The organism is Vibrio sp. T20 (assembly GCF_007858795.1).
Lineage (GTDB): Bacteria > Pseudomonadota > Gammaproteobacteria > Enterobacterales > Vibrionaceae > Vibrio > Vibrio satsumensis.
The window spans coordinates 1-18,332 of the sequence record NZ_VFEB01000077.1; the positions used below are offsets into that span (position 1 = coordinate 1).

Consider the following 18,332-nt stretch of genomic DNA (forward strand, 5'->3'; position numbering starts at 1 on the left):
GGCAGAGTGGCTATGCAGCGGATTGCAAATCCGTGGACCTCGGTTCGACTCCGGGAGGCGCCTCCATCACTTAAAGTTGAAAGGCCAGCAGAAATGCTGGCCTTTTTGCTATCTGAAATTCCATTTCCTAGCATTACTTCCAAATACCGATGTTGACCTCTGTTCATTAGTGCCTCTAGGAACAAGCCCTTGTCTGATGATTTTCTTTGTCGGTCTTTTCCTTGCGGAAATCTATCATTTACTAAACAACCACCAGCATATTTAAACTAATTGCGCTGTTTGTAAGTGGAATTAGTAGGGAATGGAAAAGGGCGCCTGTCCTTTGGGTCATTAAGTTCTTCATATTTATACATAGTTGCTCATGAACCTGTAACGCTTTCATGAGTTATTACAGTTCTTATGACTATAAATGAAAATGATTGTCATTTACTTGCGTTGTTGCTAATCTATTATGAAACTTTACAACATCCTCTCTAGTGCAAGAAAGTGTATATAAAACCCCGCTAAACCCCATTAAGCCTACGGTTATTCGTTTGCTTAGCCTGATAATTAAGCAGATCTACCTCTTTTGTTCTACCCCTTTAGGGTAGTTTGTTTTCGTAATTGATTTACATCATATTTTCATTTTCTTTCATAATTCATTATTCGCTCAGTTAAGAAATATATAACCTTCAGGAATTCTTATGAGCAAGATGAAGCTAGTCGTAATCGGTAACGGGATGGTCGGCCATCGCTATATCGAAGATTTAGTCGAGAAGACAGATGTTGCAAACATGGACATCACCGTGTTCTGTGAAGAACCACGAGTAGCATATGACCGTGTGCACCTTTCTTCTTACTTTTCACACCACACTGCAGACGAACTTTCTTTAGTTAAAGAAGGCTTCTACGAGAAACACGGCATCAACATGCTGATCGGCGAACGTGCAATCAACGTTAACCGTGAAAAGAAAACAGTTTACTCAAGCACTGGTCGCGAAATTCAATACGACAAACTTGTTCTTGCTACCGGTTCTTTCCCATTCGTACCACCAATCAAAGGTAACGAAGGTAAAGATTGTTTCGTTTACCGCACAATCGAAGATTTGAAAGCGATTGAAGCTACGGCTAAAAACTCTAAGTCTGGTGTGGTTGTTGGTGGTGGTTTACTTGGTCTTGAAGCGGCAGGCGCACTAAAAGCACTTGGCGTGACAACTCACGTTGTTGAGTTTGCTCCTAAGTTAATGGCTGAGCAGCTTGATCAGGCGGGTGGTAATCAACTTCGTCAAAAAATCGAACGTATGGGCGTAAACGTACATACAAGTAAGAACACGCTTGAGATTGCTCCTGAAGGCACTGAAGCTCGTAACGTAATGCGTTTTGCAGACGGTACAGAGCTAGAAACTGATTTCATCGTATTCTCTGCTGGTATTCGCCCACAAGACAAACTTGCTCGTCAAATGGGTCTAGGTATTGCGCCTCGCGGTGGTATCGAGATTAACGATCACTGTCAAACGACAGACAAAGATATCTATGCCATCGGTGAGTGTGCGTCTTGGAACCAAACGTTCTACGGCCTAGTGGCTCCTGGCTACAAAATGGCGACGGTAGCGGTTGACCACGTTGTTGGTAACGAAAGCACATTTGAAGGTGCTGACATGTCTGCGAAGCTTAAGCTTCTAGGCGTGAAAGTAGGCTCTATCGGTGATGCGAACGGTCGTACTCCAGGTTGTAAGAGCTACGTTTACCAAAACGAAGAGCAAGAAGTTTACAAACGTATCATCGTTTCTGAAGACAACAAGAAGCTTCTTGGTGCAGTAATGGTTGGTGATACATCTGACTACGGCGATCTTCTACAGCTTATGCTGAACGAAATCGACCTACCAGAACACCCAGATGCACTGATTCTTCCTGCGCACGCTGGTGCTGAAAAGCCAACACTTGGCGCAGACTCGCTTCCTGAATCTGCGGTTATCTGTTCTTGTTTCGATGTAACGAAAGGCAAGATCGCTCAAGCGGTTGCCGAAGGTCACCACACCATTGGTGATATCAAAGCGGTAACAGGCGCAGGTACTGGTTGTGGTGGTTGTATTCCACTAGTGACTTCAGTACTAAACGCTGAACTTGCTAAAGCTGGTGTTGAAGTGAAGAACGACGTGTGTGAACACTTTGCTTACTCTCGCCAAGAGCTTTTCCACCTGATTCGCATCGAAGAAATCAAAACGTTCGATGAGTTACTAGAGAAATACGGTAAAGGCTACGGCTGTGAAGTTTGTAAGCCACTAGCGGGTTCTATCCTTGCTTCTTGCTGGGGTGAACACATCCTTAAGCCTGAACTAGTGAAACTGCACGATACCAACGATAACTTCCTAGGTAACATGCAAAAAGACGGTACTTACTCTGTAATCCCTCGTATGGCGGGTGGTGAAGTAACACCTCAAGCACTAAGCGTTCTTGCTGATGTTGCTGCAGAATACAACCTGTACACCAAGATCACGGGTGCACAACGTATCGGTCTGTTCGGTGCTCAGAAAGATGACTTACCAGCTATTTGGAAGAAGTTAATCGCTGCGGGTTACGAAACGGGTCAAGCTTACGCAAAAGCACTTCGTATGGCTAAGACATGTGTTGGTTCTACTTGGTGTCGTTACGGCGTTCAAGATTCAGTTGGCCTAGGCGTGATGATCGAGAACCGTTACAAAGGCATCCGTACTCCTCATAAGATGAAGTTTGGTGTGTCTGGTTGTACTCGTGAGTGTGCTGAAGCTCAAGGTAAAGATTTAGGTATCATCGCGACTGACGCGGGCTGGAACATGTATGTGTGTGGTAACGGTGGTATGAAACCTCGTCACGCAGACTTGCTTGCAAGCGACTTAGACCAAGAAACGCTGATCAAATACATCGACCGTTTCATGATGTTCTACATCCGCACGGCTGCTCCGCTGCAACGTACTTCGGTATGGATGGATAACCTAGAAGGTGGTGTTGATTACCTACGTGAAGTTATTGTAGACAACAAGCTTGGCATCAATGACCAACTTGAAACTGACATTGCTGGTCTAGTGGATAACTTTGCTTGTGAGTGGACAGATACAATCAACGATGAAGCTCAACTTAAGCGCTTTGCACACTTCATCAATGCTGATGACCGTGATGAAAACGTTGTGTTTGTTGATGATGGCCGTGAACAACACCGTCCAGCGACATTCACTGAGAAACACCCTGAAGCGAAGGGCGATATCCTTCACGTTGAACTGGTTTAATTGGGAGACGACATCATGGCATTTACCAAAGTTTGTAAGATCGAAGATATTATCCCAGGTACAGGTGTTTGTGCATTGGTTGGTGGTGAGCAAGTAGCAGTCTTCCGCCCAACTAAGGCTGAAGAAGTATTCGCGATTAGCAACACCGACCCTTACTTCCAGTCTAACGTGTTATCACGTGGTCTGATTGTAGAGCACAAAGAAGAGCTTTGGGTGGCAAGCCCGCTTAAGAAGCAACGCTTTAACCTGACAACAGGTGCGTGCATGGAAGACGAGAACTTCAACGTGAAAGCGTACAAAGCTCGTGTTACCAAAGGTGCTGTAGAAATCTCTGCTTAATCTTTGGATGAGTAAGATTTGATAGTTCAAGGGTTCTAGTTTTCGATATTGCCTTAACTCGGCAACTAGAGCCTTTTCCTATCCAATTTTAACTTTTAAATTTAACTTTTAAGGACAACCTTATGTCTACTGATTTTAAACCGGCAGAATTCGTTCAAACTATGATCGATGTAGGTGAAGCTAAAACTAAAACGAGTACTCGTGATCTTCTGATCCGAAGCACTATGGCTGGTATCATCCTTTCTCTTGCGGTTGTTGTTGCTATCACAACTATCGTGCAAACAGGTATCGGTATTGTTGGCGCTCTTGTGTTCCCGGTTGGTTTTGTCATTCTAAGTGTAATGGGCTATGACCTAGTAACGGGTGTATTTGGTCTTGCGCCTTTAGCTAAATTTGACAACCGCCCAGGCATTACTTGGGGCCGTATCCTTCGTTGTTGGGGTATTGTTGGTCTTGGTAACCTTATCGGTTCTTTGATTGTTGCTTTCCTAGTTGCCGTTTCACTAACGGGTAACTTTTCTCTAGAGCCAAACGCTGTTGCGCAAAAGTTTATTGCAGTTTCTACAGGGCGTAGCCTAGGTTTTGAAAACATGGGTATGGACGGATGGATTACGTGTTTCGTACGCGGTATCTTCTGTAACCTAATGGTATGTCTAGGTGTGATTGGTAACATGACTGCACGTACTGTTGCTGGCCGTGTAGCGATGATGTGGTTCCCAATCTTCATCTTCTTCGCACTAGTATTTGAGCACACAGTAGTAAACATGTTCCTATTCCCACTGGGTATGATTCTTGGCGCTGATTTCGGTATCGCGACATGGTTGAACTTCAACCTTATCCCAACAATCCTAGGTAACATCGTGGGTGGTTTGTTCCTAACATGTGTTCCTTTGTTCCTAACACACGCTAGAACAGCTCCTTCTCTAGGCGCTAAGTAATTCTTTTGCTCTAGATTAATGAGCAAATGATAAGCCCCAAGCAGTTGGTTTGGGGCTTTTTTGATCTCAACAGTCTCTACTTGATCAAGGGCGCACTATCAATGAGCATTGTGAGCTTGTTAATGGTGCAAAAGTCAGCGTGTTCCAGCGTAATAGATTGTTTTGTTATATAAACTTCTATCTTGATTAGAATTAATCGTGAAGTTTTATGGCAACAACTGATAGTCTAAGAAGTAGGGATATTGGTGATTCATACAATGATGAATCGTCATACAGAATTAAGCTTGAAATATAACAAGCTAACTTTCGGAGCAAAGCATGTCAGAAGTATCGCCATCGAATGTTAAAACAGGAAACACAGGATTTGTTTCATTAGTAGGTGCAGGTCCGGGCGACCCAGACTTACTTACGTTAAAAGCGGCACGAGTGATTCAACAAGCAGACGTTTTGGTTTATGACCGCTTGGTATCAAAAGATATCTTGGCGATGGCTAACCCAGAAGCAGAAATGCTGTATGTGGGTAAAAAGCTTGATCATCACTGCGTACCGCAAGATCAGATCAACCAATTATTGGTCACCAAAGCGCAAGAGAATAAGCATGTAGTACGCCTAAAAGGTGGTGACTCGTTTATCTTTGGTCGCGGTGGTGAAGAGTGTGAAACTCTGGCTGAGAATGACGTTAGATTTGAAGTCATCCCAGGCATTACTGCAGCAGCTGGGGCAACTGCTTATGCCGGTATCCCTCTAACGCACCGTGACCACGCACAAAGCGTCCAGTTCATTACTGGTCACTTAAAGAAAGATGGCGAAGATATCGATTGGCGCTCTCTTGCGCAGCACAACCACACGATAGTGTTTTACATGGGGTTAAAAGAGAGCCCGAATATTCAGAAAAACTTGCTTGATAATGGTATGCGATCAGACATGCCTGTAGCGATTATCGAAAACGGTACTCGCCAAGAACAGAAGGTGTATCGAGGTGGATTGAGTGACTTAGCTAACCTTGCGAGTGTCGCGAAAAGCCCGGCTTTGATCGTTGTTGGCAGCGTGGCTCAGCTTCATGAAAAACTTGATTGGTTTAACAAGTAGCTTTCTCTTATTAAGTAACGCTGCCTTATTAAATAGCGTGGGTTTAGCAAACAGTGTTGGTAAGAACCAATAGCTTTAGCGTAATAAACAGTGTCTTACTTCAATCTGAAGATTAAATACTGCAGCGGCTGCCTTGTCGCTGCATTTCTTGCTGGCGCATGGGCATTTCGTCAATTATGTTGGTGATTAGGTTCCAATCTGTCTTACCATTCCATCTGTGCTTCTCTTTTCCGTCTTTACCGATCAATACCGCGGTGTGCGATCCTTTCGGTATGTCATAGCTGTTTGTTACCGCCTCCAGGTTAAACTCTTCCACTAACCAATTTGGGACAGTGTAGCCGCTCTCCGCAATGACCATAATGACAACATCTCTTTCTTCTAACTGACAGTTATTGATCAAAACCTCATTGAGAAACTCTTTAACGATCGAATCTTCGGTTGGTGCGAAATAAATAACACTTCGGTGCGGTAGTGCTTTGGAGTGAGAGTACGCTGGGTAGGCGAGGGCTGAGTTAGTCGCCATACACATGATTAAGATTATGCTGATAGTCATTAGTTTAAGCAAACCAGTACCAACGCCAGATCCGAATGGTTGATCCACAGGCAGCACTGATTGGGTTGACTTGATGCTTAAGCACATTTCGCGTGTTTGTCGGTGTAGCATAACCAGCCTCCCTTAAATAACTTTAAGCCTTATCGTTATTTGAATGTGACTCGTCTGAAATTCAGTCTTATTGAGCAACGAGTAAAGCCAATCGGCATACAATAAGCATAGTTAGATTTACGTTAACGATAGCCGACAGGTTCATTTTTATTGAGTAAAGCGACTCGCATTTTAGAAGTGAATAGAATAGGGTATACGGAAAATCTAAAGGTATGAATTTATGGAAAACATAGCAATTTTGGTCGACGTTCAGAACGTTTACTACACAACACGGGATAAATACCGTTCTAACTTTGACTATAACCAGTTTTGGTATGTTGCCACGGAAGGGCGTAATGTTGTTGCAGCTAATGCTTACGCAATCTCAAGCCAAGACCCAAAGCAGCGTCAATTTCATCACATCCTTCGTGGTGTGGGGTTTAATGTGAAGTTAAAGCCGTTTATTCAGCGTCGAGATGGTAGTGCAAAAGGCGACTGGGATGTGGGTATTGCGTTAGACGCGATAGAGCTTGCAGAGACGGTTGATACGATTGTTTTAGTATCAGGAGATGGTGATTTTGAAATTCTTGTAGAGCGAATCAAAGAGCGTTTTGGTAAACCTGTTGAAGTGTATGGTGTCCCGGGGTTAACCGCTCAAAATCTTATCGATTCTGCGTCAAAATTTGTACCGATCGAAAAAGATTTTCTTCTATAGAGGAAATCAGTCACTTTATAATTGAAATCAATAATAACGATAATTAGAATGCAAACAGTTCTTATTTATCGGTGTGTGCAATGTCTCGCGTTTTAGTTGTTGATGATGATATTCAGTTGTGTGAGTTACTGGGTGAAGTATTGGAAAATGAGGGGTATCACGTTGATACCGTTCATTGTGGTGAATCGGCTTTAGAGTTTATTCAGTCTCACCCTGTTGATTTGGTTTTACTCGATGTAATGCTTCCAAATCTAAGCGGTATTCAAGTAGCAAGACGTATTTGTCAGCGTTTTGCTACTCCCATTCTTATGCTAACCGCTCTTAATGACGATGCCTCAATGCTCGATGGCTATCAAGCTGGAGCCGACCAGTACATCGCTAAACCTTTTAATGTTCCTGAACTCTTAACCCGAATTAAGGTGATCTTGCGCCGAGTTGGGTTCGAGCGTCAGAGGCAATCTTTTGCTTCATCTAATCACGGCTTGTGTGAACAACTCTCCCGTTTACCTCTAACGGGGACTGAAAAGGACCTACTTGATTATCTGATCAAAAATGATGGTATCGTTGTATCCAAGTCTGATCTGCAGATACATGTCCTGAAGAAAGAGTTATGTCCTTTCGACCGTAACTTAGATATGCATATTAGCAATATACGCCGGAAATTGGTTCAGGCTGGCTTGTCGAAACAGCATATAAAAACCGTGCGTGGTAAAGGCTACAGTTACCTAGAGTCTGTCGGAGCATGAGTGCTAAGTTGGTACGCTGTCCGGAGTTCATTGCTAAACGTAAAGACGGGCTCACTTTCCAATTGTTTAGCTATCTCACGGTTATCTTAGTCAGTATCTTGATCCTTCAAGGCGTCGCTGAAAGAGCGTTGATGAAAGCTCTGCTAAAAGTCCCTGAGTCCGTTAAAGCTGAAATGTTGGATCTTGCTTATCAAGCGAATGTGTTGATCGAAGATGGAGACATGGATGAGCTCGCGGATTGGGGTAATGCTCAACAGTATTATCTGTTCGTTATCGATGAAGATAATCGACCTATCACGCACCGTAACATGCATCCGCATTTTGAATTCAAATTGAAGTACTTGCGCAGCTTAGATCATCAACTGAGTGATCGTGTTAGTAAGCCTATATTCGGCCTACCTCTGAATAATGGCAACACGCTCGTAATTCAACTACCGCACCAGTTCCATCCGGCTAAATCCTTTGCTCCATACTCCTATATGATCAAAGCTTTGATTGCTCTAGTCGTATTATCGCTGTTCTCAATTATTATGGCGAAGAGCTTGCAACAACCGCTGGATAGATTGAGGGAGGCTAGCCGCAGACTTGCTCAAGGTGACTTTACTGTCAGTGTGGTTTCGGAGTTAAACTCCACGACGCGCGAGTTCAACGAACTCGCGCATGATTTTGATCATATGACATTTGAGATCAAGTCTCTGGCAGAAAAGCAGCGTCGACTGATTCGTGATGTATCACATGAGCTGAGAACACCATTAGCAAGGCAAAACCTCGTATTACACTTACTACGCAATAAGGTGGATGAGAAAAGCTTAGGATTGCTTGAACGGATGGAAAATGAGACAGAAGAGATGAATAAGCTGGTGGGTGAGATACTTGAGTTCAGCCGACTAGAAACGTCTCGCTACGACTCTAAGTTAACGCTAATGCATCTTGAGCACTACTGTTCGATGCTGATTGCCCAAATGCAAAGTGATTTAAAAACCAATCAAACTTTAATCGGAGATTTAGATACTCCGACTTCAATGGTAAATATTGATGAGCGACTGTTGCTAAGGGTTATCGGCAATTTGGTGGGTAACGCCATTAAATACGCTGGTGATAGTGCGCATGTTGTCGTCACTACATATGAACAGGTCATAGACAAACGTTACAGCGTCATATCTGTAGAAGATGACGGAGATGGTATTCCTGATAACAAAATAGCAGGGATTTTCGATCCCTTTACACGAATTGAGTCAGCGCGTGATAAACAGTCTGGTGGTTATGGTCTTGGGCTTGCGATTGTTAAAGAAGCAATGGGTGTGATGAATGGGCACGTTACTGCTGAGAATAGAGAAGGTGGGGGACTCAGGGTCAATCTTATGTTCCCAATCGACGATTAATTTAAGTACTTTTTCTAGAGATAGTTAATACCGAATACGAATTCAAAAAACGATACCCAATAAAAAACGCCACTGCATCTGCAGTGGCGTTTCTGTTTATGCGCTTTTTGTGAGTTAAGGTGTAGCCATTAATTACACCTTAGCTCGAAGGCAAGAGCGTCAGAGAAACTAGATTATGCCTGTTGGCGTGCTAGCTTAACTTCTTCTTCTTTCTCGCCAGCAGCTGGGTCGTTGAAGCGAGACTCATCTAGAGCACCTTCAGACTTAGCAACAATGATAGATACGGCACTATCACCTGTGATGTTTACAGCAGTACGGATCATATCAAGAAGGCGGTCAACACCCATGATTAGAGCAATACCTTCAAGCGGTAGACCAACTTGGTTTAATACCATCGCTAGCATAACAAGACCGACACCAGGAACACCTGCAGTACCAACAGACGCCAGTGTCGCCGTTAGGATAACCATCAGGTAATCGCCCATAGTCAGGTCGATGTTGTAAGCTTGTGCGATAAACGCAGTCGCAACACCTTGCATGATAGCAGTACCATCCATGTTCACAGTCGCACCTAGTGGTACTGTGAAAGACGCTACTTTGTTGTCTACGCCCATACGGTTCTTAGCCGTTTCCATGGTTACTGGAATCGTTGCGTTTGAAGATGCTGTTGAGAATGCAAACATGATTGCATCTTCCATCTTACGTAGGAATGTAATCGGACTAAGACCTGTGAATCCTTTAAGCATTGCGCTGTAAGTAACCAAACCGTGTAACAGTAGGGTACCTGCAAGTACTAAGAAGTATTCTGCTAGGTTCCAAATCGCACCCAAGCCAAGGCCAGAAAACAGTTTCGCCATTAAGAAGAATACGCCGTAAGGAGCAAGGTTCATTAGTAGCGCAACTAGCTTCATGATCACTTCGTTAAGATCAGAGAAAACGGCGGCGATACGTTCACCGGGTTTGCCCGCTGCACTGATTGCGATACCAAACAACACTGCAAATACGATAACTTGTAACGTTTTGCCCTCAGCCATCGCCTGAATAGGGTTGGTTGGGAACATGTCGATGATTACTTGGCCCAAAGAAGGGGCATCTGCTGATTTGAAAGAGCTCGCAGCAGTAAGATCCGCACCAGCTCCAGGTTGGAACAGGTTACCGATAGTGAGTGCTAGAGTGATAGCAACGGCTGTAGTACCGATATAAAGTGCAAGCGTTTTGCCACCCATACGGCCAAGAGTTGATAAGTCTTTAAGAGAACTTGTACCGCACACTAGTGAAACGAAGACTAGTGGCACAACAAGCATTTTTAAACTGGCGACAAAGATTTGCCCGCCTACTTCAAAGAATCCGTTAACGATGTAGTTATTAACAAATCCGCTGTCTGCAAAAAGGGATTGAATGGCAAATCCCGTTAATATACCTACGACCATACCGAGGATTACTCGACCGGTCAGAGACATAGGTTTCTTGGTATTCATTTAGAACACTCCTTATTATTTATAACTTTGATACCTTTTCAAAGTGAGCAGGAGATTAGCAGTCGGTTGTTAAAATCGAAAAACAAAAAATGAGTTTGAAATTATAGATGTGATCATAATCACTGATATTTGTGTCAATTAAACAAAATTGAACAATATAATTCACCATAATTTTACATCTATCGAGGGTTTTATACATAAAGTTGTCATTTCAAAGGTAGTAAATAAGAAGAGATGAATTTCTTATTGATCTTCGCGTCTTAAATTGACCCGGCCAATAACGCCGTTTCAAAAAACTGGATAGTGACAACCATTTTTTAGCGTAAATGCTCTCTAAATATCTGTATTGAATTGGTTTTGCTTAATATCATAAAAACAAGTCATCAATACGCCTTTACAAAACTTTACGAATGCAAAGAATGTAAATTTAATGCAAATGGTAATAATTATCACTTATATTCACTCCCGAAATAATTCAGTGGTACCGGAAACGGTTCAACGAACACATCGAATAAATAACAAGGTGTTCGGATAAAGAATAAAAGCGGAGTAAAGGACATGTTTTCAAAGAGCCCATTGGCTTTAGTGATCGGTGCAGTATTAGCTTCACCAGCAGTATTGGCAGAAACAGTAAAAACAGACGAGCATATGGTTGTTGAAGGTCGTGACTACGGTTACAAAGCCGACACGAACACAACAGCAATGCGCATGGAGGCGACTCAATTAGAGACTCCGGGACAAGTTTCAGTAATCGATGAGCAAATCATCGATGAACAGCGTGCAACGACGTTAGGTGACGTTCTTAAGAATGACGCAAGTGTAAGTGCGGGTGGTACAAGCCGTAACCGTGAGCGTTTCTCATTACGTGGTTTTTCGGTAGAAAGCTCTTCGGGCTTCCTTAAAAATGGCCAGCAACATTGGTCACACTACCGTCAACCAATCGAACTTCTAGAACGTGTTGAAGTACTTAAAGGACCTTCTGGTCTTCTTTACGGTATTTCTGCACCTGGTGGTTTGATCAACATGGTCAGTAAGAAACCTACTTACGACACGCAAGTAAGCTTAAGCCAAGACATTGGCTCGAATGATCACTCTCGTACGACTGTTGATGTAAGTGGCGCATTGAACGACGCGGAAACTTTACGTGGTCGTGCAATTGTGTCTAAAGAAAGCTACGGCTCTTGGAGAACATACGGTGACGGTACCGAACCACAGACTGAGCGTTTTGTTGGCGGTGTATTCGTTGATTACGATGTAACTGAAGACGTAATGGTTTCTGTTCACTACGACAAGACCAATGACGAAGGTAGCGTAGATTCTGGTGCACTATACACACTAGATGGCAACCGCGTGGGTAGCGACAAGCACATTTGGGATGCGCAGTGGTCACAGATTGAAAACGATGTTGAGAACGTAGGCTTTGATATTGCTGCTAACCTGACTGACACATGGTCTTTAAAAACAGGTTTCAACTACCAAGATTTCGAACGTATCGATATGGAAAGCTACCCAAGCTTTTCAAACATGAATCCTGACGGTACAGGCACCGTGACTCAAGGCGGCAACTACCGTCACGACAAATGGCGTTTCAGAACAGCTTATGTCGATCTAACAACAACCGCTGATCTTGCTGGCACAGAGCACCAACTATTATTCGGCGCTAACTGGTTAGGCTACAGCTATTATCGTGGTATGGATCGCTTCAGCAGCGGTGAATACGCACCAGATGCAACGGTACCAGCACCGTCAGTGGGTCCAACATCGCTAGGTAAGATGAGCACTTACGATACTTGGGGTTTCTACATTCAAGATCTGATTACTATCAATGACGAATGGCAAGTTCTTGCGGGCGCTCGTTTCGACCGTAAAGTAAGTGATGGCGTTGCAGAAGAAAACGTAGCACCTAAGCTTGGCGTGATTTACCACCCAGCATCAAACGGTAGCATTTACGCTTCTTACTCTGAAAGCTTTGAACCACAAGGCGTTGTCTCTAGCGGTAGCCGCAATTACACGAACGATGGTGAACTTCTTGATGCCGCGACGGGTGTTTCTTATGAAGTCGGTACTAAGTGGGAACTGATGGACGAACGTCTATTCGTTTCTGGTGCGGTATTTGATATTACCCAAGAAAACATCTCAATGGATGTAGAAGACACTTCATCAGGCGATTGGACGAAGACACAAGGTGGCGAACAAGTTCACCGTGGTGCTGAGTTAGCCGCGCAAGGTTTTATCTCTGAAAAATTCTCTATGTCTGGCTCAGCAATGTACTTAGATGCAGAAATCACGAACCATGAAACGTATGAAGGTAACCGTCCAGTTGACGTACCTGAGTTTGCAGCAAGCGTTTGGTCTACTTACGCAGCGACAAACGAAGTTGATGTTAACCTAGGCCTTATCTACGAGGGTTCTCGTTACGGTGATAGTGCGAACACGTTCAAGAAAGATGGCTATGCTCGTGTCGATATGGGTGCAGCATACACGCTTAAGTACGACGACTCTCTAGACTTCGTTGCTCGTCTAACAGTAGAGAACGTATTTGACAAAGAATACCTAGCGGGTGGTGGTTCAACTTCTTCAAAACACCAATTTGCAGAAGACGTAGTAATCGGCGAAGGCCGCAACTACATGGCGACTTTACAGGTAAAATACTAATTTGTTAGTAGGGTACTATTGTTAGCTTAAATATAGAGGGGAAGGTTTCGACTTTCCCCTTTCGTGATTCTGCTATTTCTTAAAATATCCCTAGCTATGTGAGTGGGTTTTAATGATAATGAGACCGCTTATCAATAAAACTCATTTGACCTTCTTCTTATAGTAAATGACTACAATTATGAATCTTTTAAAAACTAGCCTAGCGCTTGCCATCAGTTTGGCCGCAACGTCTTCTATGGCAAATAGCTTAGAACAAGCTCAATCAATTCAAAATAAAACCAATAACGCGTCGGCTTCGAGCCAAAAGGTTATTGATAAAAGCTCACAAGCAACTTTAATGCTGCAAGCTGAGATTGAGCGCCTGCAAGAAGAAGTCAAAAACCTAGAAATCTATCACGATCACCTTGCCGCCTTGGTTTACAGCCAAAATCAAGAAGCTCAAAGCATTGAAGGGCAGATCGACGAAATCAAATACACACGTCAAGGTGTTGTGCCTTTGATGTACCAGATGATTGATGGCCTTCAACAGTTAGTTGAGCAAGATGTGCCAATCAAGAAAGAACAGCGTCTAGAAAGAGTAGAAAAGCTGCAAGCAATGATGACTCGTGCTGATGTGAGTGATGCTGAGAAATACCGCCGTATTTTAGAGGCATACCAAATTGAGATGGACTACGGCATCAAGCTAGGTGCTTATCAAGGTCGAGTAGTATTGAGCAGCGACAGAACGATTGAAGCTGACGTGTTGCACCTAGGTCGTATCTCTTTAGTTGCTCGCAACCTAAATGGCAGCCAATATTGGTCTTGGGATCAAACAAAAGGTCAATGGCAAGAGTTAGATTCTTCAATGAAGTCTGAACTAGATAAAGCGTACGATATTGCTAGCCAACAAGCGGCGCCAAGCCTAATTACTTTACCTGTTTCTTTAACTGTTGCGGAGGTTAAGTAATGAACTTAAAACCATTAGCAGCATTGCTTTGCATTACGTCCATTTCATTTTCTGCTTTCTCTGCATCAGACACGACAGCTCAGCTTGTTAATAAAGCAAAATCAGAAAGCCGAACTCAAGCTTCTCACAACGTGGTGCGTGAAGCTGATTTCAAAAAGACAGAACAAGAACTGAAAGCGATCAAAGCGCAGCTTGAAGCGAAACGTACCTCTATCCAAGGTGCGACAGATGTTCTGACTCAAACCTTCAGTGATAACGAAAACAAGCTTGCTCGCTTAGAAGAGAAGCTGCGTTTAGAAACCGGTAGCTTAGGCGAGCTGTTCGGTGTCGTTCGTCAAAACGCAAAAGAACTCGGCGCAGAACTTAGCTCAACCGTGAACAGTGTTGATCGCGCTGAATACACTGCAACTGTTGATCAAATCATTGATGCTAAATCACTGCCTTCAATGCCACAGCTGACCGGTTTGTGGATGAGTATGGTTGAACAGATCCAAGCGAGCTCTGAGCTTAGCAAATCTCAAATTGCATTCATCAATGGTGAAGGCAATACACAAACTGTCGACGCTTATCGCTTAGGTTCAATCGGCTTAGTAACAGACCAAGGCTATGTTAGCTGGAACACTCAGCGTGAAGATGCGATTGCGTATCTGAAACAACCATCGAATGGTCCAACTTTAGCATCGCTATCTACATTAGCTAATGGCGACGTGTCTAACGTGGTTGTCGATCCTTCTCGTGGGTTCATGCTAGAGCAACTAGCGCTAACACCAAGCCTCACAGATCGCCTTCAAGCGGGTGGTGTTGTTGGTAAAGTGATTCTTGGCTTGCTTGCAATTGGCTTAATCATCGCATTGGTTCGTGGTATTTCTTTAGCTATCGCTCGTCAGAAAATTCGCGCACAACTGAAGAACCCTGAACAAGCGGGCGACAATCCTCTTGGTCGCGTTCTTGCAGTTTACAACAAAGAGCAAAACCAAACGGTAGAAGCGTTAGAGTTGCGACTTTTAGAAGCGGTTGTTGATGAGCAGACTCATTTAGAGAAAGGCCTATCAATGCTTAAACTATTGGCAGCACTAGCACCAATGTTGGGCCTTCTAGGTACAGTAACGGGTATGATCGAAACATTTCAAGTGATCACACAGTTTGGTAATGGCGACCCTAAAGTGATGGCGGGTGGTATTTCGATGGCACTTGTAACAACCGTACTTGGTCTTGTTGCTGCAATGCCCCTTCTATTAGCGCATAACATTCTTAGCACTCAGGCTGAAAACATTCGCAATATTCTTGAGAAACAAGGTATTGGCCTCGTTGCTGAGCAGGCAGAAAAGACGGATGAATCAAAAGTTGTCGTTTCACCAGTTGGGACTGCTGCGTAATGGATATTCTGTCGGGTTCTCTATTACCAGCGAGTTGGTTAACGAGTGACTGGCTGCTGTCTTTATCAAGCTTTATGGAGCAGGGCGGTTTCGTCCTGTGGTGGCTAGCAGCTGTTGTCCTAGTTTACTGGGTGCTTGTAGTAGAACGTATGCTTTATCTTGCGTTCTACTTTCCAAAGCAGCGCCAAGCTTGGATTACTAAGTGGCATGAAAGAGAAGATCACTCTTCTTGGCATGCTAAGGCCATTCGTGAAGGTTGGTTAGGGCAAGCGAGTATCTTACTTAACCAAAACTTGAACTTTATTAAGCTGTTAGTCGCTATTTGTCCGATGTTGGGTTTGCTAGGTACCGTTACCGGTATGATCTCTGTTTTTGATGTCATGGCGACACAAGGTAGCAGTGACCCTAAATTGATGGCTTCAGGTATCTCGTTGGCAACACTGCCAACCATGGCTGGTATGGTTGCTGCATTAGCGGGCATGTTTGTTCACGCTCGTTTAGCGAAAGTGTGTAACCGCTTAGAATTGAAATTAGAAAAATCTTTAAGGAGTCAACGATGAGACTCGGTCGACGTCATTCAAAAAACGAAGAGGCTCAAATAGACCTTACTTCGATGCTTGATATTGTATTTATCATGCTTATTTTCTTTATTGTGACCAGTTCATTTGTTCGTGAATCAGGGGTTGAAGTCAATCGCCCACAAGCGTCTAACGTAGTAAGCCAAAAGGATGCGGGCATCTTTGTTGCGATTACTTCTGCGAATGACATCTTCATCGATAAACGTGTTGTTGATGTTGAACGTGTCCAAGCAACGTTAGAACACTTGTTGCTAGAACAACCTGATGCTTCTTTGGTTATTCAAGCGGATGAGCACGCTTACAACGGTACGGTTGTTAAAGTGATGGACGCCGCGAAAGGTGCGGGTGTTAAAAACATTGCGCTTGCTGCTGAAAAGCGATGATCTTGGAGGATCTTCATAAATGATTCGCCTATTTCTTGCTTTACCGCTAGCGGGCGCATTGGGCTTAGCTCTGTTTTCTTTTATGGCTTGGATGGTCGATAATGGCCACCAACGTTCACCAGACAACAGTGAGACGTTAAGTTTCAACATGGTGATGGTGGAACAAGAACAAGAAGTCCAAAGAAGGCAACGTGCAGTCCCTGAAAAACCAGAAATGCCAGAGCCGCCACCGGAAGCGCAAACATCTCAGTCACAAGCTGAAGTTACGCCTCTGAATTCGATGTCTTCTCTGCCTTCATTGGATTTGAATACATCCATTGATGGCCTAGCGATTAACGCACCGACATTCTCTGATTTTGGGTCAAACCAACAAGCAATGCCTTTGTACCGAGTGGAGCCTCGTTACCCAGCGAAAGCGCTTAAGCGTGGAGCTGAAGGCCATGTGATTATGTCTTTTACCATCGATGAAACGGGGCGCCCAATTGATATTCAAGTCACTGACGCAAACCCACGTCGTATGTTTGAACGTGAAGCGATGAGAGCACTTAAAAAATGGAAATATCAACCGAAAGTCGTCGATGGAAAAGCGATAGCTCAGGTTGGTCAAACCGTGAAACTAGAGTTTAAGTTGGCAAAATGATGAAACAGATATGGATATTAGTGGGCTTGTTGTTAATGCCCCTTACAACACAGGCACAAGAGCTAACCCAATATACTGCTATTCGTGTTCAAAAGGCGCATAAGCTTGCTCAAGATGAACAGGTTAAACAGGCCATTGACGTACTTACAGGTTTAGAGCTTTCTAAGGGCTACGACAAAGCGTACGTAGCTCGTATGCTGGGTGTGTTTTACTGGCAAGATGGCAAAACGGATAAGGCAATTAAGCAGCTTACTTATGCCGTAGACACTAATTTGCTGGTGGATGAACAAGCTTGGATAACGAAGCGTATGCTTGCGGATCTGTTATTAAACGATCAGCAGTTCAAAAACGCGCTTCCACATTACTACGAGTTAGTAAAAACAGCACCAGAGGCAGAAAAGAAAGAAGTGCTTTGGATGCGAATTGCACAAGCGGAATACCAAATCGAAAACTGGTCAAAAGTACTAGTAGCGATTGGTAATCGTGATAAGTTCAATGCAAAATCAGAACTGTCGCCTCTGTCTCTAAAACTGGGTGCGCAACTACAGTTAAAGCAGTGGAAGCAATCTATTCCGACACTGGAAAGCCTGATTGAACTTCAGCCAGAAAAAGACAACTGGTGGCGTCAACTTGTGGGCATTCAGTTAAGACTAGAACGTAACCGCGATGCATTGAACACGTTAGCGTTGGCGGATCTACAAGGTGTTGAGCTGAAAAACTCAGACCGCCGACTACTGGCTCAGCTTTATGCTAAACGTGGTATTCCAGAGCGTGCAGCACAAGAGATCGCTAAGTTAGATGATGCGAACAGCGATGTTCAACTTCTGGCTGAGCAAGCAACCTACTGGCAGTTAGCGAAAGAGTGGGACAATGCGATTGAAGTGTGGACGTTAGCGTCTAAAAAAGACACGCAATATCATTGGAACGTGGCTCAATTACTGGTTCAGCAAGGTTACTACGATCGTGCTCTGGTTGTTTTGGATAAAGTGAAAGACAAGAACAAGCAAGCTGATGTTGCTTTAGCGAAAGTACGTTCATGGTACAAGCTAAAGAATCTTGATAATGCTCTTGCTCAAGCGAAACGTGCGAACAACATTGAGCCTTCTTCTGAAGCAAAAGGTTGGATTAAATATCTGACTCAGCTAAGAACAGTGAGTGATAACGGCAACGTTTAACTGCTAA

16 protein-coding genes are annotated in these 18,332 nt (G+C 43.8%); 14 read left to right on the forward strand and 2 right to left on the reverse strand.

Features of this window, described 5'->3' with window-relative positions; all coding sequences use genetic code 11:
• Window positions 1–683 precede the first annotated feature (683 nt).
• The 4 genes from nirB to cobA all read left to right on the forward strand — a co-directional run bounded on the left by nirB (window position 684) and on the right by cobA (window position 5,608).
• A complete protein-coding gene (gene nirB, locus FTW16_RS05860; protein WP_146490403.1) occupies window positions 684–3,242 on the forward strand; it encodes a nitrite reductase large subunit NirB in 2,559 nt (852 codons plus the stop codon).
• A 15-nt stretch (window positions 3,243–3,257) separates the two neighbouring features.
• A complete protein-coding gene (nirD, locus tag FTW16_RS05865; RefSeq protein ID WP_017066844.1) occupies window positions 3,258–3,581 on the forward strand; it encodes a nitrite reductase small subunit NirD in 324 nt (107 codons plus the stop codon).
• 122 nt (window positions 3,582–3,703) lie between these two features.
• Window positions 3,704–4,519, forward strand: a complete 816-nt coding sequence (locus tag FTW16_RS05870; RefSeq protein ID WP_061016882.1) for a formate/nitrite transporter family protein — start codon at window positions 3,704–3,706, stop codon at window positions 4,517–4,519.
• 318 nt (window positions 4,520–4,837) lie between these two features.
• A complete protein-coding gene (cobA, locus tag FTW16_RS05875) occupies window positions 4,838–5,608 on the forward strand; it encodes a uroporphyrinogen-III C-methyltransferase (protein WP_146490404.1) in 771 nt (256 codons plus the stop codon).
• Between the two features lie 112 nt (window positions 5,609–5,720).
• Here cobA and FTW16_RS05880 read toward each other — a convergent pair whose 3' ends face one another.
• On the reverse strand, window positions 5,721–6,272 hold the full coding sequence (locus FTW16_RS05880) for a DUF4174 domain-containing protein (RefSeq protein WP_146490405.1): 552 nt from the start codon (window positions 6,270–6,272) through the stop codon (window positions 5,721–5,723).
• A 220-nt stretch (window positions 6,273–6,492) separates the two neighbouring features.
• On the opposite strand from FTW16_RS05880, the gene FTW16_RS05885 reads away from it, so the two are divergent.
• The 3 genes from FTW16_RS05885 to FTW16_RS05895 all read left to right on the forward strand — a co-directional run bounded on the left by FTW16_RS05885 (window position 6,493) and on the right by FTW16_RS05895 (window position 9,094).
• The gene (locus FTW16_RS05885; protein WP_004731130.1) at window positions 6,493–6,966 is read left to right on the forward strand and encodes an NYN domain-containing protein; all 474 of its coding nucleotides are present in this window, start codon (window positions 6,493–6,495) and stop codon (window positions 6,964–6,966) included.
• An 80-nt stretch (window positions 6,967–7,046) separates the two neighbouring features.
• Window positions 7,047–7,712 carry a response regulator transcription factor gene (locus tag FTW16_RS05890; protein WP_060981260.1) on the forward strand — a complete coding sequence of 222 codons (666 nt, stop codon included), beginning with the start codon at window positions 7,047–7,049 and terminating at the stop codon, window positions 7,710–7,712.
• Window positions 7,709–9,094, forward strand: coding sequence for a sensor histidine kinase (locus tag FTW16_RS05895; RefSeq protein WP_146490406.1), 1,386 nt, complete (start codon window positions 7,709–7,711; stop codon window positions 9,092–9,094). The genes FTW16_RS05890 and FTW16_RS05895 overlap by 4 nt, the downstream gene beginning before the upstream one ends.
• A 173-nt stretch (window positions 9,095–9,267) precedes the next feature.
• Here FTW16_RS05895 and FTW16_RS05900 read toward each other — a convergent pair whose 3' ends face one another.
• Window positions 9,268–10,572 carry a dicarboxylate/amino acid:cation symporter gene (locus tag FTW16_RS05900; protein ID WP_146490407.1) on the reverse strand — a complete coding sequence of 435 codons (1,305 nt, stop codon included), beginning with the start codon at window positions 10,570–10,572 and terminating at the stop codon, window positions 9,268–9,270.
• A 558-nt stretch (window positions 10,573–11,130) separates the two neighbouring features.
• On the opposite strand from FTW16_RS05900, the gene FTW16_RS05905 reads away from it, so the two are divergent.
• The 7 genes from FTW16_RS05905 (at window position 11,131) to FTW16_RS05935 (ending at window position 18,325) form a co-directional block, all read left to right on the forward strand.
• A complete protein-coding gene (locus FTW16_RS05905; RefSeq protein ID WP_146490408.1) occupies window positions 11,131–13,227 on the forward strand; it encodes a TonB-dependent siderophore receptor in 2,097 nt (698 codons plus the stop codon).
• Between the two features lie 178 nt (window positions 13,228–13,405).
• Window positions 13,406–14,173, forward strand: coding sequence for a DUF3450 domain-containing protein (locus FTW16_RS05910; RefSeq protein ID WP_146490409.1), 768 nt, complete (start codon window positions 13,406–13,408; stop codon window positions 14,171–14,173).
• Window positions 14,173–15,549 carry a MotA/TolQ/ExbB proton channel family protein gene (locus FTW16_RS05915; protein WP_146490410.1) on the forward strand — a complete coding sequence of 459 codons (1,377 nt, stop codon included), beginning with the start codon at window positions 14,173–14,175 and terminating at the stop codon, window positions 15,547–15,549. Before FTW16_RS05910 ends, FTW16_RS05915 begins: the two co-directional genes overlap by 1 nt.
• Entirely contained in the window at window positions 15,549–16,109 is a 561-nt protein-coding gene (locus FTW16_RS05920; RefSeq protein ID WP_146490411.1) for a MotA/TolQ/ExbB proton channel family protein, read from the forward strand. Before FTW16_RS05915 ends, FTW16_RS05920 begins: the two co-directional genes overlap by 1 nt.
• Window positions 16,106–16,510, forward strand: coding sequence for an ExbD/TolR family protein (locus FTW16_RS05925; RefSeq protein WP_004731145.1), 405 nt, complete (start codon window positions 16,106–16,108; stop codon window positions 16,508–16,510). The genes FTW16_RS05920 and FTW16_RS05925 overlap by 4 nt, the downstream gene beginning before the upstream one ends.
• A 19-nt stretch (window positions 16,511–16,529) precedes the next feature.
• Window positions 16,530–17,150, forward strand: a complete 621-nt coding sequence (locus FTW16_RS05930; protein WP_048612627.1) for an energy transducer TonB — start codon at window positions 16,530–16,532, stop codon at window positions 17,148–17,150.
• A complete protein-coding gene (locus tag FTW16_RS05935; protein ID WP_146490412.1) occupies window positions 17,147–18,325 on the forward strand; it encodes a tetratricopeptide repeat protein in 1,179 nt (392 codons plus the stop codon). The genes FTW16_RS05930 and FTW16_RS05935 overlap by 4 nt, the downstream gene beginning before the upstream one ends.
• Window positions 18,326–18,332: the final 7 nt, after the last annotated feature.

Excerpts from the sequence above, each read along its gene's own strand:
- nirB (WP_146490403.1), top strand. The coding sequence starts at position 684 with ATGAGCAAGATGAAGCTAGTCGTAATCGGTAACGGGATGGTCGGCCAT.
- nirD (WP_017066844.1), top strand. The coding sequence starts at position 3,258 with ATGGCATTTACCAAAGTTTGTAAGATCGAAGATATTATCCCAGGTACA.
- FTW16_RS05870 (WP_061016882.1), top strand. The coding sequence starts at position 3,704 with ATGTCTACTGATTTTAAACCGGCAGAATTCGTTCAAACTATGATCGAT.
- cobA (WP_146490404.1), top strand. The coding sequence starts at position 4,838 with ATGTCAGAAGTATCGCCATCGAATGTTAAAACAGGAAACACAGGATTT.
- FTW16_RS05880 (WP_146490405.1), bottom strand. The coding sequence starts at position 6,272 with ATGCTACACCGACAAACACGCGAAATGTGCTTAAGCATCAAGTCAACC.
- FTW16_RS05885 (WP_004731130.1), top strand. The coding sequence starts at position 6,493 with ATGGAAAACATAGCAATTTTGGTCGACGTTCAGAACGTTTACTACACA.
- FTW16_RS05890 (WP_060981260.1), top strand. The coding sequence starts at position 7,047 with ATGTCTCGCGTTTTAGTTGTTGATGATGATATTCAGTTGTGTGAGTTA.
- FTW16_RS05895 (WP_146490406.1), top strand. The coding sequence starts at position 7,709 with ATGAGTGCTAAGTTGGTACGCTGTCCGGAGTTCATTGCTAAACGTAAA.
- FTW16_RS05900 (WP_146490407.1), bottom strand. The coding sequence starts at position 10,572 with ATGAATACCAAGAAACCTATGTCTCTGACCGGTCGAGTAATCCTCGGT.
- FTW16_RS05905 (WP_146490408.1), top strand. The coding sequence starts at position 11,131 with ATGTTTTCAAAGAGCCCATTGGCTTTAGTGATCGGTGCAGTATTAGCT.
- FTW16_RS05910 (WP_146490409.1), top strand. The coding sequence starts at position 13,406 with ATGAATCTTTTAAAAACTAGCCTAGCGCTTGCCATCAGTTTGGCCGCA.
- FTW16_RS05915 (WP_146490410.1), top strand. The coding sequence starts at position 14,173 with ATGAACTTAAAACCATTAGCAGCATTGCTTTGCATTACGTCCATTTCA.
- FTW16_RS05920 (WP_146490411.1), top strand. The coding sequence starts at position 15,549 with ATGGATATTCTGTCGGGTTCTCTATTACCAGCGAGTTGGTTAACGAGT.
- FTW16_RS05925 (WP_004731145.1), top strand. The coding sequence starts at position 16,106 with ATGAGACTCGGTCGACGTCATTCAAAAAACGAAGAGGCTCAAATAGAC.
- FTW16_RS05930 (WP_048612627.1), top strand. The coding sequence starts at position 16,530 with ATGATTCGCCTATTTCTTGCTTTACCGCTAGCGGGCGCATTGGGCTTA.
- FTW16_RS05935 (WP_146490412.1), top strand. The coding sequence starts at position 17,147 with ATGATGAAACAGATATGGATATTAGTGGGCTTGTTGTTAATGCCCCTT.